Consider the following 15493-nt stretch of genomic DNA (forward strand, 5'->3'; position numbering starts at 1 on the left):
GATGCGCGACACCGACGAGGACGTCTTCCGCGCGGCGGAGGAGCTCGGCATCGACCTGTCCCGCCGCGAGCCCAGCAGCGTCGAAGAGGTCTGACGAACGGCCCCGCCGCCCGCGCGGCTCCCCGGAAGACCCGGGGGCCGCGGGGCGGCGGGGCCGTCGGCGCGCTCGGGGGATCAGGGCGCGGAGAGGGCGTCCACCGGCCTGGTGCGCAGGGCGCCGACCGCCGTGGGCACCGAGGCGAGCATGACCAGCAGCAGCGCGCCGCCCGCGATGGCCGCGTACATCCAGGCGGGGCCGGACGCGACCGGTGAGCCGGTCTTGACCAGGGCGTACGGCACCGTGGTGGCAGCGGCGGCGACCGTGCCGAGCACGATGGCGAGGAGGGCGGTGACCACGCCCTCGGCGGCCACCACGCCCAGGACCTGGCCGCGCGTGGCGGCCGACAGCCGCAGCAGGCCGAACTCCCGGCTGCGCCGCCGGGTGGCGGCGATCAGCGTGTTGACCACGACGATCGCCGTGAACGTGATGATCATGGCGACGACCAGGTAGTTCACCGGGGCGAGCTGGACGCTGACGTCGCCCGCGCCGTGGTGGACGCTGTCCTCGGTGCTCTGCATGTAGAGCGTCCCGCCGGCGATGCCGACCAGGAGGATCAGCGGCGAGGCCACGCCCGCGGTGTGCCGGGCCTGCGCGTGCAGGTTGCGGGCGGCCATCCGGCCGACCGCGCCGAGCCGGGCCTCCGACAGCCACCCGATCGGCCGGGCCGCCGCCGGGCTGAGCAGGGCGAGGCCGACGGCGACCGCGACCCCGGCCGGCCCCGCCGTACTGGACAGCAGCGGGCCGTCGTCCATGAACAGCGTCGTGGCCGACAGGCTCAGGCCCACCACGAGCAGCGCGACGCCGGCGGCGACCCGCCCCCGCGTGAGCGCGCGGGCGGGCGCGGCGGCGGCGAGCGCCCGCACCGGGGGGATGGAGGCGGCGCGCCGGCTGGAGATCAGCGCGGCGGCGAGGGCGGCGCACAGGGACGTGCCCGCGCCGATCGCGACGCTGAGCCAGCCCGTGGCCGGCTCGGTTCCGGCCCCGACGAGCCCGCCCTCCACCAGGCGGCCGAGGACGACCGAGCCGAGCCAGGCGCCCGGTGGCAGCCCGGCGGCGATCGCGGGCGCCGCCACGATGACCGTCTCCAGCACGACGTTCTGCCGGATCTGGCGCGGCGTGGCGGCGATGGAGCGCAGCAGCGCCAGCTCCCGCTCCCGGTGCCCGATGGTGAGCGACACGGTGGACACGACGCCGAAGGCCACGATCGCCACGGTCCAGCCGCCCAGGATGGCCGGCAGCATGACGAGGAATCCGGAGTCGCGGCCCGTCGCCAGCCCGGTCTCCAGCAGGCTCGCGAACGCGGTGAGCAGCGCCGTGCCGGCCGCCATCACGGCGGCCGAGGCCAGGTAGGACGCCCGGTGGGCGCGGATCGTGCCGAGGGCCAGCCGCCACCTCATCGCGCGCCTCCGGCGTGGGCGGGCGCCGACAGCCGGGCCATCCGGTCCGCCACGGCTGCCGCGTCGGGCCGCGGCAGCCGGTCCACGATCCGCCCGTCGGCGAAGAACACCACCAGGTCGGCGTACGAGGCCGCCACCGGGTCGTGCGTGACCATCACGATCGTCTGGCCCTCCTGGCTGACGGCGTGGCGCAGGATGCCGAGCACCTCGCGCGCGGACTGCGTGTCGAGGGCGCCGGTCGGCTCGTCGGCGAAGATGATGGCGGGCTCGGACAGGATGGCCCGGGCGATCGCCACCCGCTGCTGCTGGCCCCCGGAGAGCTGGGCCGGCCGGTGGCCCGTTCTGTCGCCCAGCCCCAGCCTCCCGAGCAGGGCCCGGACCCGCCGGCCGTCCGCGCGCCGGCCCGCGAACTCCAGGGGCAGGGCCACGTTCTGCGCCACCGTCAGGGTCTGCACCAGGTTGAACGACTGGAAGACGAATCCCATCCGCTCGCGCCGCAACCGGGTCAGCGCGGTCTCGTCCAGGCCGCCCAGGTCGTGCCCGTCGAGGACCACGGCGCCGGAGTCGGGCCGGTCGAGGCCCGCCGCGCAGTTCAGCAAGGTGCTCTTGCCCGATCCCGAGGGGCCCATCACGGCGGTGAACGTGCCGCGCGGGATCGCCATCGACACGTCGTCGAGCGCGGTCACGGAGGTCTCGCCGTGCCCGTGGCGCTTGGTCACGCGGTGGAGCTCCAGGGCGGCATTTATCGTCACAGGGTTGTCGTACGCTGCACGAGTCATAAATACACCGTACATCAACTCTCGATTAGCGCGACTCAGCTCGGTCATCTATAATTTCGTCACAGAATTCAGATGTGACGGAAATGGGGGCACCGAGTTGGCGACGTGCGAGATGTGCGGGCGGGCGCTGCGTCCCGCCGAGCGGGGGCGTCCCCGGCGGTACTGCTCGCGCGCCTGCCGTACGAGGGCCTACCGCGCGCGGCTCGCCGACCGCCCGGCCCCCGAGACCCGGGGACCGGCCAGGCCGCCGCGGCAGGGGGCGGAGAGCCCGGAGGCCGTCCTGGACCGGGGCCTCATCGTGCGGACCGCCATCGCGCTGGCCGACCGCGAGAGCGTGGCCGTGGTGTCGATGCGGCGCATCGCCACGGAGCTGGACGTGGGGGTCATGTCGCTCTACCGCTACGTCTCCAGCCGGGAGGAGCTCAACGACCTGATGGTCGACGCCGTCTTCGGCGACCGGCCGCTGCCCGAGCCGGGACCCGACGGCTGGCGCGCCAAGCTGGAGCTGTCCGCCCGCGAGGAGTGGGACCTCTACCGGAGCCACCCCTGGATGGCGCACCTGGTCGCGATCACCACCCGGCCGCCGGCCGCCCCCGGGCTGATGGCCTACACCGACTGGCGCATGCGCGCGCTGGCCGGTCAGGGCCTGGACTTCGCCACCCTGGTCCAGGTCGCCATCATGATCGGCACGTACGTGCAGAGCGCCGCGGTGCCGCTGGCGTACGAGGCACGGGCGGCGCGCACCACCCGGCACACCCGCGAGGAGTGGGCGCGGGCGCGCAGGGAGACGTTCGAGCGCACCATCGGCGCGGCGCGGCTGCCCATGGTGTCGGAGTTCGGGGACGAGGCGTTCGAGGCCTCGGAGCCGGAGAACATCTTCGAGTTCGGCATCCACCGCATGCTCGACGGGATCGAGACCCTGATCCGCGGCGGCGGGCCGGGCGGTGGTGGCGAGGCGTAGCGCGTCCCGTCGCCCGGCCCGGTCAGGTCATCCGGGGAACCTGAGGCCGGGTGTGACGATGGAGGCCAGGTGGCGCATCCGCTCGTGCGAGGGCGTGCCCGGCCGGGCCGAGTAGAGCAGGAGGCCGCGCACCTCGGGGACGTCGGGAAGGAGCACGCGCTGGTAGTCGAGCTCCACGGAGCCGACGACCGGATGACGCAGGACGATGTCCTCGCTGCCCGCGGACCACTCCTCCACCTCGTACGCCTGCCACATCGCCTCGAACTCGGGGCTCTGCACGCGCATCACCGCGATGTGCCCCCGGAGACGTTCGTCGTGCGGATAGCGGGCCAGGCCCGCGCGCAGCATCGCCACGTTCGCGCGCGCCTTGCGCTCCCAGCAGCCGCCCCACCGCCGCCGGGCGTTCTCGTTGAGGAACATCCAGTGCGAGACGGTGCGCCGGCTCGGCGGCGCGTCGAGGCCGCCGAGCATCTCGTCGATCAGCGGATTCCAGGCCAGAAACTCGGTGCGGCGGCCGATCAGCGCCGCGCCGGTGAGCACCAGGGAGTCCAGCAGCCCGAGCACGCTCGGGCTGACGTCGGCGAACCCGCCCGCCCCGTCGGCCGCCCCGGGTTCCCCCGGCGGGGCCGGCCGGGCCAGGCGGTGCAGATGCGCCCGCTCGTCGGCCGTCAGGCGCAGCGCGCCGGCCACGGCGTCCAGGATCTCGGGGGAGACGTTGTGGTGCTGGCCCTGTTCGAGGCGGGTGTAGTGGGTGACGCTGACCCCGGCGAGCAGGGCCAGTTCCTCGCGGCGCAGCCCCGGCACCCGCCGCTGCCTGCCGTAGCTGGTCAGCCCGACCTCCTCCGGCCGCAGCCGGGCGCGACGGGACTTCAGGAACTGGCTGAGCTCGGTCCGGACATCCACGGGACGGACAGTACATGTTCGGGCAAAAACCGGCGATTTCGAATCGCGGTCAGGCCCTGGCTGGTCACGGCGTGGGTAGCCAGAAGCGGGTCCTTGGTGGGGATGGCGTGGTCGCCCAGGCTGGGGCCGTACCCCGACCCACCGAGAAAGGGACGACGTGGCCAACCCACTCGACGAGTACTTCCGGCCGATCACCCTGGGCAAGCTGGAGCTGCCCAACCGCCTGGTGATGGCCCCGATGACGCGCAGCAGGGCGTACGGCGGGCTGACCGGCGACCTGACCGCGCGGTACTACGCGCAGCGCGCCTCGGCCGGCCTGATCATCACCGAGGCGACCCAGGTGAGCGAGATCGGCCAGGGCTACATACAGACACCCGGCCTGCACGGCGACGAGCAGATCCAGGGCTGGCGGAAGGTCACCGACGCGGTGCACGCCGCCGGCGGCAGGATCGTCGCCCAGCTCGTGCACTGCGGCCGCATCGGCCACCCGGTGCTGTACGCCGACGGGGCCACCCCGGTGGGGCCCTCGGCCATCGCGTCCGGCGAGTCGCTCTACACCCCCGAGGGGCTCCTGGAGCACCCGGTGCCCCGCGAGATGACCACCGAGGACATCGCCCGTACCGTCGCCGACTTCACCGCCGCGGCCAGGAACGCCGTCGAGGCCGGCTTCGACGGGGTCGAGCTGCACGGCGCGAACGGCTTCCTGCTCCACCAGTTCCTGGCCGACGGCTCCAACCGGCGCACCGACGGTTACGGCGGCTCGATCGCCGGCCGCATCCGCTTCACGCTGGAGGTGGTCGAGGCCGTCTCCACCGCGATCGGCCCGGAGCGGGTCGGGCTGCGGCTGTCCCCGGGGCTGGCCTACAACGGGATCACCGAGAGCGACACCGCCGATCTCTACCGCGCGCTCGTGCGGGCGCTGGCGCCGACGCCGCTGGCGTACCTGCACCTGTTCGAGGCCGTCAGCCGGGACATGACCGAGCTCATCCGCCAGGAGTGGCCCGGCGGGCTGATCCTCTGCCCCCACCCCACGCCCGACTCCTTCCCCGCCACCCCCGAGACCGGCGCGGCGGCGCTGCGCGACGGCGTGGCCGACGCGATCGCGCTGGCCACGATGTGGGTGGCCAACCCCGACCTGCCCGCCAGGATCCGCGCGGGCGGGCCGTACAACGAGGCCGACCCCGCCACCTTCTACGGCGGCGACCACCGCGGCTACACCGACTACCCCACGCTGGAGGACCGCGCGTGAGCGCCACCGGACTGAAGGGGCGCGAGATCCGGCTCGCCGCCCGCCCCCACGGGGAGCCCCGCCTGGACCAGTTCGCCCTGGTCCACACCGAGATCCCCGAGCCCGCGGACGGCCAGGTCCTGGTGCGCAACCGGTGGATGTCGGTCGATCCGTACATGCGCGGCCGGATGAACGACGCCCCGTCCTACATCCCGCCGTTCCGGCTCGGCGCGCCCCTGGAGGGCAGCGCGGTCGGGGAGGTGATCGCCTCCCGCGCACCCGCGATCCCCGTGGGGGCGACGGTCTCGCACTTCCTGGGCTGGCGCGACTACGCGGTCCTGGACGCCGCCGACGCCACGGTCGTCGACACCGCGCTCGCCCCGCCCGTGGCGTACCTGGGGGCGCTGGGCACCACCGGGCTGACCGCCTACGCCGCGTTCACCCGGGTCGCGCCCGTACGGCGGGGCGACACGGTGTTCGTCTCGGCCGCGGCGGGGGCCGTCGGCAGCATCGCGGGGCAGCTCGCCCGCAGGCTCGGGGCCGTCAAGGTGATCGGCTCGGCGGGCGGGCCGGACAAGGCCGCCCGCCTGGTGGAGGACTTCGGCTTCGACGTCGGCCTCGACCGCCGTCAGGGCTCCATCGGCGCGCGGCTCGCCGAGGCCGCGCCCGAGGGGATCGACGTCTACCTGGACAACGTCGGGGGCGACCACCTGGAGGCGGCCATCGACGCGGCCCGGGTGGGCGCGCGGTTCGCGCTCGTGGGCGCGATCGCCCAGTACAACGCCACCGGGCCGGTCTGCGCCCCGCGCAACCTCTACACCGCCTACGGCAAGGAGCTGACGCTGCGCGGCCTGCTGGTCAACTCCTACTTCCCGCTGTTCCCCGAGTGGATCGGGCAGGCCGCGGGCTGGCTCGCCGACGGATCGCTGCGCGAGGAGCACACCGTGGTGGACGGGCTGGAGCAGGCGCCGGCCGCGCTCCTGGGCGTCCTGCGCGGGGCCAACATCGGCAAGATGCTCGTCCGGCTGGAAGTGGAGTGACGGGCGCCCCTGCCTGACGTGCCGGCGAGAGCCGTACGACCACGAGGTCGTACGCCGGGGCGCCGATCCGCGGGACGGATCCCCGCCCCCGGCCGGCGGATTCACGACGAACGACTGACTGATTCACCCGACTGACTTACTGACCCACTGATCGACATTGAGGAGAGATCATGGACTTGAACCTCGCCGGGAAGACCGCCGTCGTCACGGCCGCCAGTGGCGGGATCGGCGGAGCCGTCGTGCGCACCCTGATCGCGGAAGGGGCCAGGGTGCTCGGCGCCGACCGTGTGGTGTCCGATGAGCTGAAGCGGAGCGGCGCCGTCACCGTGGAGGCCGACCTGCTGACCGACGATGGCGTCGATGGTCTGCGGTGGGCCGCCGAGAGCGAGTTCGGCCACGTCGACCTGCTCGTCAACGGTGTCGGCGGGCTGGCGGGCCTCGACCTGGGCGGGCTGCCCGACCTCGCCGACGAGACCTGGCGGCGGGCCTTCGAGCTGAACTTCTTCAGCGGCGTGCGCATCACGCGCGCCCTGCTGCCCCTGCTGCGGGAGTCGGTGGTGAACGTCTCCACCAGCGTGGCGCACTGGCCGGCGTCCGGCCCCCACTGGTACGGGGCGTCCAAGGCCGCCCTGACCGCCTTCGGCAAGGGCCTCGCCGACGAGCTCGGCCCCCGGGGCATCCGGGTGAACACCGTCTCGCCGGCGCTCATCCGCACCCCGTTGTGGGACGAGTACGGCCCGCGCGTCAGCCAGGCCCGCGGCGGGGACTTCCAGCGGCTCATGAGCGACCTGCCCGACCAGATCAACGTGACCCTGGGCCGCTGGGGCACCCCGCAGGAGGTCGCCAACGTCATCGTCTTCCTGTCCTCCCCGGCCGCCGCCTACGTCACGGGCAGCGACTACGTCATCGACGGCGGCCTGCTGAAGGTCCTGTAGCACGCCCCGGGGAGCCCGGCCGGGCGGGCCGTACCGGGGGCCTTGAGCGATCGGGAGGGCCGCGGGAGATCCCTCTCCCGCGGCCCCGGCCGGCGGGGCGCCGCGCCGTTCGGGGGCCGGCGCGGCGCCGGGGCGGGTCAGGCCGCTTCGGCCGCCCGCTTCAGGCGGTCCAGCCAGGCCGTCAGCGAGGCGTCGAGCGCGGCGCCCATCCCGGCGGCGTCGGCCCGGATCGGCTCGCCGTCCCAGGACTCCTCGGTGCGCACGTGGACCACGCCGTCCTCCTCGGTGAACGTCCACTCGTGGATGCCGTCGACGCCGTGCGCGGGCCCGCCCCACAGGACGCGGTACGGCTCCTCGACCGCGTACACCGTGGAGGTGATCTCCATCCCGAAGGTGGTCCAGTGGAAGACCGAGCCGGGGACCAGCGGGCCCGTGGCGGAGGCGGCGGTGATGTCGCTCTGCCAGGAGGGCCAGCCGGACACGTCTGCGTGCAGGTCCCACACCCGCCGCAGGGGCGCGTCGATGGTGATGGAGTGACGGGCGACGACGGGGGCGTCGCTGTCGATTCCGGTGATCACTTGTCGTCCTCGATCCAGTGGCCGTGGATGCCGGCGGGCACCCTGCGGGGGAGTTCAACGGTGGCGATGGGGTCTTTCCCGAGGTCGGCGGCGTCGAGGACGAGCAGTTGGGAGGCGTCCGCCCTGAGGTCGCTGACGATGGTGAGCAGGTAGCCGTCGTCCTCGCCGGTGCCGCCCTCGGCGGGGACGAACACGGCCTCGCCCGGCATCCGGTGCTCGCCGTGGGACAGCAGTTGGCGGCGGCCCGTCGAGGTGTCGAACTTGACGGTGTGGTAGCCGGACAGACCGGCGCCGGGGAAGGCGATGGCGTAGCTGTAGCGGTTGGCCGCGCCGGTGCTCGCGTCGTTGATCGAGGGGAACTCGGTGGCCAGGTCGTCCAGGGGTTCGTCGGTGGCCTTGCCGGTGGCGGGGTCCAGGATCCAGCGGTGGAGGGTCGATCCGGCGTCGGGGCTGGTGCCGTGGCCGGGGGCGCCGATCCACCACTTCCAGGAGCTCTCCCAGGACGCCCGGTCGTAGCGGGGGCCTTCGACGACGACGCGCCCGTCCGGGTCCACGTAGGCGTTGGTGACGTGCAGCAGCGCGGCCTGCCCGGCCTCGAACCAGGTGATCCGGGACGGCCCGGTCCGCGGCATGACGCCGATCCTGAACGGCACGTCGTCGTGCCACCGGTACGGGATGCCCGAGTGCTCGGCGTGGTCGAAGACCACGGAGGAGTTGAGGAACACGACGTGATCGCGGGTGATGGCGAAGTCGTGCATGAGCGACGGGCCCGACCCGTCGATGACCTCCGAGCGGACGATCTCCCCGGAGGCGGAGGCGACGTGGTAGGTCAGGTAGGGCGGGAACGGGCTGTAGCCGAAGAAGTGCAGCTCGCCGGTGACCGGGTCCTCCCTCGGGTGGGCGGTCATCGCGCTGGTGAGCTTCCCGCCGAAGTCGTACACGCCGACGGTGTCGAGCTCGGCGGTGATCTCCCAGGGCAGGTTCGCCTCCTGGAGGGCCAGATAGCGGCCGCCGTGGAAGATGACATTGGTGGCGGCGGCGCTGACCTCCAGTTCGGTGCCGGTGAACGGCACGCCGTCCAGGTACGGGGTGCGCACCCAGCGGTTGCGGTACCACTCGGCGCGGCCGCCGGACAGCCGCACGCCGTGGATCATGCCCTCGCCCTTGAACCAGTGGCTGGGGGTGACGCCCGGCTTGGGGTTGTGGCCGTTGCGGAAGTAGCGGCCGTTCAGCTCCGGCGGCAGCGTGCCGTGCACGGTCAGCTCGCGAGCGGTGATCTCATCGGTCACCGGGGTGAAATGGCCGGTGAGGTAGGGCTTGGGCAGTTCGGTCATCGGAGCGCGTCCTTTCGGATCGTCATCAGGGCGATCAATGCGGTCGACAGGGCGATGAGGGCGGCGGCCACGAACGTTCCGCGGTAGCCGCCGGTGAGGGACAGGGCGGTCAGGGCGGCGAGGCCGATAGCGCCGCCGATCTGGCGGGTGGCGTTGATGAGCCCTCCGGCCAGGCCGATGTCGGCGGCCGGCACGCCCGCCGCCGACAGGGTGGTGAGCTGGACGAACGCCGCTCCCAGCCCCGCGCCGATCAGCAGCGAGGGGCCGAGCAGGTCGGTCAGGAAGGCGCCGTCGGCGGGAGCCCGGGCCAGCCAGGCGAGCCCGGCGGTGAGCAGCAGCAGCCCGCAGGTCAGCACGGCCCGGCCGGACAGCCGCCGGGTCAGCCGGGGGGCCGCCCAGGAGGCCAGGGTGATCGTCAGCGCGAGCGGGAGCTGGGTCAGGCCCGCCTCCACCGGCGTGAAACCGAGGACGCGCTGCTGGTAGAGCGGCAGGAAGAAGAACAGCCCGAGCCAGACCGCGCCGAGCGACGCCATCAGCACGTTGGCCGCCGTCACCGAGCCGACGCGGAAGATCCGCGCGGGCACCAGCGGGTGGGCCGACCGGCGCTGCAGGCGGACGAAGAGGCCGAGCAGCAGTACGCCCGCGGCGAGGGCCGGCCACGAGTCGCCGGACAGCCCGTAGGTGAGCGCCGTCAGGCCCAGGGTGACGGTGAGCGCGCCCGGCAGGTCGAGCCGCCCGCCGCGCGGCCGGTCGGCGGGCAGCAGCCGCCAGGTCGCCACCAGTACGGCCACGGCGGCGGGGACCATGACCGCGAACACCGAGCGCCAGCCGTACGCGTCGCTGAGCAGGCCGCCGAGCAGCACCCCCGCCGCGCCGCCCACGCCGGAGACCGCCCCCCACACGCCGAGCGCGGTGCCGCGCCGTGGCCCGTCGGGGAACAGGGTCAGCGTCATGGCCAGCGCGGTGGGCGCCAGCAGCGCCGCGCCGACGCCCTGGGCCGCCCTGGCCACGACGAGCGTGAGGAGGCCGTTCGCCAGGGCCGCGCCGAGCGAGGAGGCGGCGAACAGGGCGGCGCCGAGCAGGAAGACGCGGCGCGGGCCGTACACGTCTCCGGAGCGGCCACCGAGCAGCAGCAGGGCGCCGAAGGCGAGAACGTAGGCGTTGACCGCCCACGACAGCCCGGCGGGGTCGAGCCCGAGCCCGGCGCGGATCCGCGGCAGTGCGACGTTCACGATCGAGGTGCTCAGCACCACGAGGAACTGGGCCGTGGCCAGAACGGCCAGCGGTGTCCAGGCCCTGGTGGGGGGAGGGGAGAGGGAGGCGCTGCTCATGGCCCTCACACTCGCAGCGGGCCGCCGTCGCTCGCGTCGGTGGTTCTTACCTATCCGCCGTGGCCGCCGCGGCTACGTAGGACCCCCGCAAATACGGAATAATCGTTCATATATGGACATATCGCTGGTAGGCCGAGACGAGGAGATCGGGCGTGTGCGCGCCCTGATCGACGCGGCGCGGCAGGGGAGAGGCGGCGCCCTGGTCCTGCGCGGGGAGCCGGGGATCGGCAAGACCGCGCTGCTGGACGACGCGGCCGGGGCGGCCGGCGACTTCCTGGTCATGCGGGTCTCCGGGGCGGAGTTCGAGATGGAGCTGCCGTTCGCCGTCCTGCACCAGTTGTGCGGGCCGATCCTGGCCGGCCTGACGGCGCTGCCGCCCCCGCATCGCAAGGCGCTGGAGATCGCCTTCGGCCTGGACGCCGGAACGCCCGATCCCTTCCTGGTCGGCGCCGCGACCCTGGGCCTGCTGGTGGAGACGGTCCGGGAACGGCCGCTGCTGTGCCTGGTCGACGACGCGCAGTGGCTCGACCACGCCTCCGCCCGCGCCCTGGCCTTCCTCGCCCGCAGGGTCGCCGCCGAACGCGTGGCCCTGGTGTTCGCCGTGCGCGAGCCGTACCGGTCGCCCGAGCTCGACGAGCTGCCGGGCCTGGCGCTCAGGGGGCTGGGGGAGACCGACGCCCGCGCGCTGCTGGCCGCCGCGATCCGCGCCCCGCTGGACGAGCGCGTACGCGACCGCATCCTGGCCGAGGCCCGCGGCAACCCGCTGGCGCTGCTGGAGCTGCCCCGGAGCGCGGGCCTGGCCGGGATGGCCGGCGGCTTCGCCCTGCCCCCGTCCACTCCGAGCGTGATCGAGCAGAGCTTCCGCGCCCGGCTGGAACTGCTGTCGCCGCAGGCCCGGCTGCTGCTCACCGTCGCGGCGGCCGACCCGGTGGGCGACCCGGGATCGCTGTGGCGGGCGGCCGGGCTGCTGGGCGTCGAGCGGGCCGCCGCCACCGAGGCCGCCGCGCTGGCCGAGTTCGGCGCCCGGATCCGCTTCAGCCACCCCCTGGCCCGGTCGGCCGCCTACCGCGCCGCCTCCCCGGAGGATCGGCGGCGGGCGCATGAGGCGCTGGCCGCGGTGACCGATCCCGTCACCGACCCCGACCGGCTGGCCTGGCACCGCGCGGAGGCCAGCGCGGGCCCCGACGAGGAGGTCGCCGCCGAGCTCGAACGGTCCGCCGCCCGCGCCCAGGCCAGGGGCGGGCTGGCCGCCGCCGCGGCCTTCCTCGAACGCTCGGCGGCGCTCACCCTCACACCCGGGCCCCGGGCCGAACGCCTGCTCGCCGCGGCGCAGGCCAAACTCTCCGTCGGCGAGTTCGACGTGGCGGCCGAGCTCCTCGCCGCCGCCGAGACCGCCCCGCTCGACCAGCGGCAGCAGGCCAGGATCGACCTGCTGCGGGGCAGGCTCTCGTTCGTCCGCCGCCGGGGCGACGAGCGGCCCACGACCTACCTGCTGCGCGCCGCCGCCCGGCTGGCCGGCACCGATCCCGCCTGGTCCCGGGCCTGCTACCTGGACGCCATGGAGACGGGCATCCTGATCGGCGGGCTGGGCCCGGTCGTGGAGGCCGCCCGGCTGGCCCCGCCCGCCGCGGACCCGCCGTCCAGCGCCGACGCCGTCCTGGACGGGCTGGTCGGCCTGGCCACCGAAGGGCACCGGGCCGCGTCCGCCGTCCTGCGGCCGATCGTCGGCAAGGCGGCCGACGAGGTGTGGGCCAGGTGGCCGTCCATGGGATTCATGCTGGCCGTGGAGTTGTGGGACCACGACGCCCTGCACGGCATCGCGGCCCGCATCGTCGCGGCGGGCCGCGAGTCCGGCTCGTTCCACATGCTGCCGATCGGGCTGGCCATGCTCGCCACGGCCGCCGTCCACGCGGGCGACCTCGGCGCGGCGGCGGAGATGATCTCCGAGGAGGAGGCCATCGCCGAGGCCACCGGCGCGGCGCCGCTGGTCTACCCGCGGATCCACCTGGCCGCCATGCGCGGGCGCCGCGAGGAGGCCGCCGAGCTGTTCGAGAACGTGCTCGCGGCCGGCGGCCGGATGAGCCTGAGCGTCCAGTGGGCGACGGCCGTGCTCGGCAACGGCCTGGCCGACTACCCGGCGGCGCTGGAGGCCGCCCGGCGGGCCGTCGAGCACGGCGACCTCGGCCTGTCCGGGCTGGCGCTGCCCGAGCTGGTCGAGGCGGCCGTCCGCTGCGGCGAGACGGAGCTCGCCGCCTCGGCGCTGCGCACGCTGACCGAGCGCACCCGGGCCGGGGCGCGGGCGTGGGGACTGGGGGTCGGGGCCTACGCGCGCGCCCTGGTCACCGACGACGAGGACGCCTACCGGGAGGCCGTCGAACACCTCGACGGCACCCCGATGGCGATCTACCGGGCCCGCGCCCACCTGCTCTACGGGGAGTGGCTGCGGCGGAGGGGCCGGCGGCGCGAGGCCCGCGAGCGGCTGCGCACGGCGCACGAGCTGCTGTCCGGCCTCGGAGCGCGGGCGTTCGCCGACCGCGCGGCCGCCGAGCTGCGCGCCACCGGCGAGCGCGCCCGGAGCCGTTCCGCGCAGGCGGCGGATCAGCTCACGCTCCAGGAACTGCACATCGCCCGGCTGGTCGCGGGCGGGGCCAGCTCCAAGGAGGTGGCGGCCAAGCTGTTCCTCAGCCCGCGCACGGTCGACGCGCACCTGCGCAACATCTTCCGCAAGCTCGGCCTCACCTCACGCAGGCAGCTCAGGGACCTGCCCGGCATCCGCTGACCGCGGGGCGGTCCGGGAGGGAGCGTACGGCCAGGCAGGCGGCGCGGATTCCGCTGAGGACGGAGACCTCGGAGAGCAGGCCGGGGGCGGCGACCATGTCACCGGCGAGGTAGCGGCCGTCGCCGCGGTCGATGCCCGGGCGGTCGCGCCAGGTCCGGCCCGGCGGATCGAGGGCGCCCGTCCGGCCGTGCGACATCTGGGACCGCCGCCAGATCACCCGGTCGCGCCGGCCCGGGAGGGCGACGTCGACGAACTCCTCCAGGCGGGCGGCGGCCTCCGCCCTGGACTCGCCCTCGCGCACGGGCATCTCGGCCTGGTAGAGGGCCTGCCCCTCGGGGGCGGCGGCGAACAGCGACGTGGGCTGCGCGATGAACCCGCCCCGGTCCAGGTCGAAGACGATCGCCGGATCCGACCGCACCCTGGGGACCGCGAGGTCCAGCAGCACGGCCCGTCCGCCCGGCCAGGTGAGGGAGTCGTCGCCGAGCAGGTTGCGCGCCGCGTCGAGGGAGGTGGCGACGATGACCGGCCCGTCCTCCGGCAGCTCCGTCACCCGCGAGGACACCTCGACGCGCACGCCCAGGCTCCGCGCGCGGGCCGCCATGCGCTCGACCACCGCGCCCCAGCCGCCGTGCGGGTACCGGGTGGCCGGGTATCCCATCCGGAAGGTGCGCAGCAGCCGCTCGTAGGCGAACCGGGCCGAAAGGCCGCCGGCGTCGCCGCAGTAGGTGACGGGCCCGAGGGCGCCGATGGCCGCCTCGCAGGCCACTGGGCCGAACTCCCTCGTGGCCCAGGCGCGGAAGTCCTCGTCGACCGGCGCGGTGCGCCACCGCCGTACGCTGATCATGGAGACGAAGGCGGCCGGGGGAGCGACGCGGCGCCGCCTCCCGTGCCGGAACCGCAGGCGGGCCAGGTGACGCGGCGTGAGCATGCTCGCGGGCCGCGCCAGCCGGCGCCGGGTGAGCCAGTCCCAGGCCGGGCCGGTGAAGAAGGCGTGCGGCCCGTCGTTGGCGATGTACGGCGGGGGCGTGGAACGGGCCCGGCCGCCGAGTGTGGCGTGAGCTTCCCGCAGGACCACGTGCGCGCCCTGCTCCGCGGCGGTGATCGCGGCGGACAGCCCCGCGAGGCCGCCGCCGATCACGGTGATGGCAGTCATGCCGTCAAGGACGCGGCACCCCCGCTTCCTGTGACACGAGACCGGCGAACTTGTCCGGGTTCACCAGCATGTAGCACGTGCCGATCTTGCCGTCGCGCGCGGTGACCTGGAACAACGCGATCGGACGACGCTCGGCCGACAGCACGATCGCCGGGCCGCCGTTGGCCGTGACCAGGGCGAAGCCGATCTTCGTGGCCGGAGCCAGGCCGGCCGACCGGCGGAACGCGGGCTGCACCGCCATCACCTTGAGCACGAAGCGCGCCACCTTCTCCGCGCCCGCCACGGCCCTGCGCGGCGCCAGCGCCCTGCCGCCGCCGTCGGCGATCAGCTCGACGTCCGGCGCCAGCAGCTCCATCAGGCCCTCGATGCCGCCGTGCAGGCAGGCGTCGATGAACCGGTCGGTGACCGCGCGCCAGGTCGCCGCGTCGGCGTCGAAGCGCCGCCGCCGCTCCCGCACGTGCGCGCGTGCCCGCGACGCCAGCTTCCGCACCGCGGGCTCGCTCTTGCCGAGGACCGCGGCGACCTCGCCGTACGGCACCTCGAAGACGTCGTGGAGCACGAACACGGCCCGCTCCACCGGCGACAGCGTCTCCAGCACCACCAGGAGCGCCATCGACACCGACTCGGCCCGTACGACGTCGTCGGCGAGGTCGCCGGTGAGCACCGGCTCGGGCAGCCACGGCCCGGGGTAGGTCTCCCGCCGCGCCCGGATCCGCCGCAGCCTGTCGACCGCCAGCCGGGTCGTCACCGTGACGAGGTACGCCTCGGGGTCCCCGATCTCCTCGTCCGCGACCTTGGACCACCGCAGCCACGCCTCCTGGAGCACGTCCTCGGCGTCGGCCACCCGCCCCAGGATCCGGTAGGCCACCCCGAACAGCAGGTCCCGGTGCCGCTCGAACGCCATGCCACCACCTCAGGCCGCGGGGTCCGCCCCCCTCCGGCGTCGCGGTGGGCATCTCCCGGCATGTTCCAATG

13 protein-coding genes are annotated in these 15493 nt (G+C 74.6%); 5 read left to right on the plus strand and 8 right to left on the minus strand.

The window, feature by feature from the left end; translation table 11 throughout:
• Positions 1-174: 174 nt before the first annotated feature.
• Complete coding sequence (locus tag D5H75_RS33615) at positions 175-1497, minus strand: FtsX-like permease family protein (RefSeq protein ID WP_119930626.1); 1323 nt, start codon at positions 1495-1497, stop codon at positions 175-177.
• Complete coding sequence (locus D5H75_RS33620; RefSeq protein ID WP_119930627.1) at positions 1494-2276, minus strand: ABC transporter ATP-binding protein; 783 nt, start codon at positions 2274-2276, stop codon at positions 1494-1496. The genes D5H75_RS33615 and D5H75_RS33620 overlap by 4 nt, the downstream gene beginning before the upstream one ends.
• Positions 2277-2373: 97 nt before the next feature.
• On the opposite strand from D5H75_RS33620, the gene D5H75_RS33625 reads away from it, so the two are divergent.
• The gene (locus D5H75_RS33625) at positions 2374-3237 is read left to right on the plus strand and encodes a TetR/AcrR family transcriptional regulator (RefSeq protein WP_147425371.1); all 864 of its coding nucleotides are present in this window, start codon (positions 2374-2376) and stop codon (positions 3235-3237) included.
• A 27-nt stretch (positions 3238-3264) separates the two neighbouring features.
• Here the strand turns inward: D5H75_RS33625 and D5H75_RS33630 are convergent, their stop codons facing one another.
• Positions 3265-4140 carry a helix-turn-helix domain-containing protein gene (locus D5H75_RS33630; protein WP_202638767.1) on the minus strand — a complete coding sequence of 292 codons (876 nt, stop codon included), beginning with the start codon at positions 4138-4140 and terminating at the stop codon, positions 3265-3267.
• A 157-nt stretch (positions 4141-4297) separates the two neighbouring features.
• Between D5H75_RS33630 and D5H75_RS33635 the strand changes: the two genes are divergently transcribed.
• The 3 genes from D5H75_RS33635 to D5H75_RS33645 all read left to right on the plus strand — a co-directional run bounded on the left by D5H75_RS33635 (position 4298) and on the right by D5H75_RS33645 (position 7343).
• Complete coding sequence (locus D5H75_RS33635) at positions 4298-5389, plus strand: alkene reductase (RefSeq protein ID WP_119930629.1); 1092 nt, start codon at positions 4298-4300, stop codon at positions 5387-5389.
• A complete protein-coding gene (locus tag D5H75_RS33640) occupies positions 5386-6408 on the plus strand; it encodes an NADP-dependent oxidoreductase (RefSeq protein ID WP_119930630.1) in 1023 nt (340 codons plus the stop codon). Before D5H75_RS33635 ends, D5H75_RS33640 begins: the two co-directional genes overlap by 4 nt.
• 170 nt (positions 6409-6578) lie before the next feature.
• Positions 6579-7343, plus strand: a complete 765-nt coding sequence (locus tag D5H75_RS33645; RefSeq protein ID WP_119930631.1) for an SDR family NAD(P)-dependent oxidoreductase — start codon at positions 6579-6581, stop codon at positions 7341-7343.
• A gap of 137 nt (positions 7344-7480) precedes the next feature.
• Here D5H75_RS33645 and D5H75_RS33650 read toward each other — a convergent pair whose 3' ends face one another.
• The 3 genes from D5H75_RS33650 to D5H75_RS33660 are packed head-to-tail and all read right to left on the minus strand — an operon-like array spanning position 7481 to position 10586.
• Positions 7481-7921, minus strand: coding sequence for an SRPBCC family protein (locus D5H75_RS33650; protein ID WP_119930632.1), 441 nt, complete (start codon positions 7919-7921; stop codon positions 7481-7483).
• Positions 7918-9255 carry a carotenoid oxygenase family protein gene (locus D5H75_RS33655; protein WP_119930633.1) on the minus strand — a complete coding sequence of 446 codons (1338 nt, stop codon included), beginning with the start codon at positions 9253-9255 and terminating at the stop codon, positions 7918-7920. The genes D5H75_RS33650 and D5H75_RS33655 overlap by 4 nt, the downstream gene beginning before the upstream one ends.
• On the minus strand, positions 9252-10586 hold the full coding sequence (locus D5H75_RS33660; RefSeq protein ID WP_119930634.1) for an MFS transporter: 1335 nt from the start codon (positions 10584-10586) through the stop codon (positions 9252-9254). Before D5H75_RS33660 ends, D5H75_RS33655 begins: the two co-directional genes overlap by 4 nt.
• Positions 10587-10698: 112 nt before the next feature.
• Here D5H75_RS33660 and D5H75_RS33665 point away from each other — a divergent pair, with 112 nt between their 5' ends.
• Complete coding sequence (locus D5H75_RS33665) at positions 10699-13365, plus strand: AAA family ATPase (RefSeq protein WP_119930635.1); 2667 nt, start codon at positions 10699-10701, stop codon at positions 13363-13365.
• Here the strand turns inward: D5H75_RS33665 and D5H75_RS33670 are convergent.
• Together D5H75_RS33670 and sigJ are read right to left on the minus strand one after the other, a co-directional pair.
• Positions 13340-14518, minus strand: a complete 1179-nt coding sequence (locus tag D5H75_RS33670) for an NAD(P)-binding protein (protein WP_119930636.1) — start codon at positions 14516-14518, stop codon at positions 13340-13342. The genes D5H75_RS33665 and D5H75_RS33670 overlap by 26 nt on opposite strands.
• Before the next feature lie 4 nt (positions 14519-14522).
• Complete coding sequence (gene sigJ / locus D5H75_RS33675; protein ID WP_119930637.1) at positions 14523-15422, minus strand: RNA polymerase sigma factor SigJ; 900 nt, start codon at positions 15420-15422, stop codon at positions 14523-14525.
• Positions 15423-15493: the final 71 nt, after the last annotated feature.

This window comes from Bailinhaonella thermotolerans (genome assembly GCF_003594875.1).
GTDB lineage: Bacteria > Actinomycetota > Actinomycetes > Streptosporangiales > Streptosporangiaceae > Bailinhaonella > Bailinhaonella thermotolerans.

Coding starts and splice junctions, on each gene's coding strand:
- D5H75_RS33615 (WP_119930626.1), bottom strand. CDS start 1,497: ATGAGGTGGCGGCTGGCCCTCGGCACGATCCGCGCCCACCGGGCGTCC.
- D5H75_RS33620 (WP_119930627.1), bottom strand. CDS start 2,276: ATGACTCGTGCAGCGTACGACAACCCTGTGACGATAAATGCCGCCCTG.
- D5H75_RS33645 (WP_119930631.1), top strand. CDS start 6,579: ATGGACTTGAACCTCGCCGGGAAGACCGCCGTCGTCACGGCCGCCAGT.
- D5H75_RS33655 (WP_119930633.1), bottom strand. CDS start 9,255: ATGACCGAACTGCCCAAGCCCTACCTCACCGGCCATTTCACCCCGGTG.
- D5H75_RS33660 (WP_119930634.1), bottom strand. CDS start 10,586: ATGAGCAGCGCCTCCCTCTCCCCTCCCCCCACCAGGGCCTGGACACCG.
- D5H75_RS33665 (WP_119930635.1), top strand. CDS start 10,699: ATGGACATATCGCTGGTAGGCCGAGACGAGGAGATCGGGCGTGTGCGC.
- D5H75_RS33670 (WP_119930636.1), bottom strand. CDS start 14,518: ATGACTGCCATCACCGTGATCGGCGGCGGCCTCGCGGGGCTGTCCGCC.
- sigJ (WP_119930637.1), bottom strand. CDS start 15,422: ATGGCGTTCGAGCGGCACCGGGACCTGCTGTTCGGGGTGGCCTACCGG.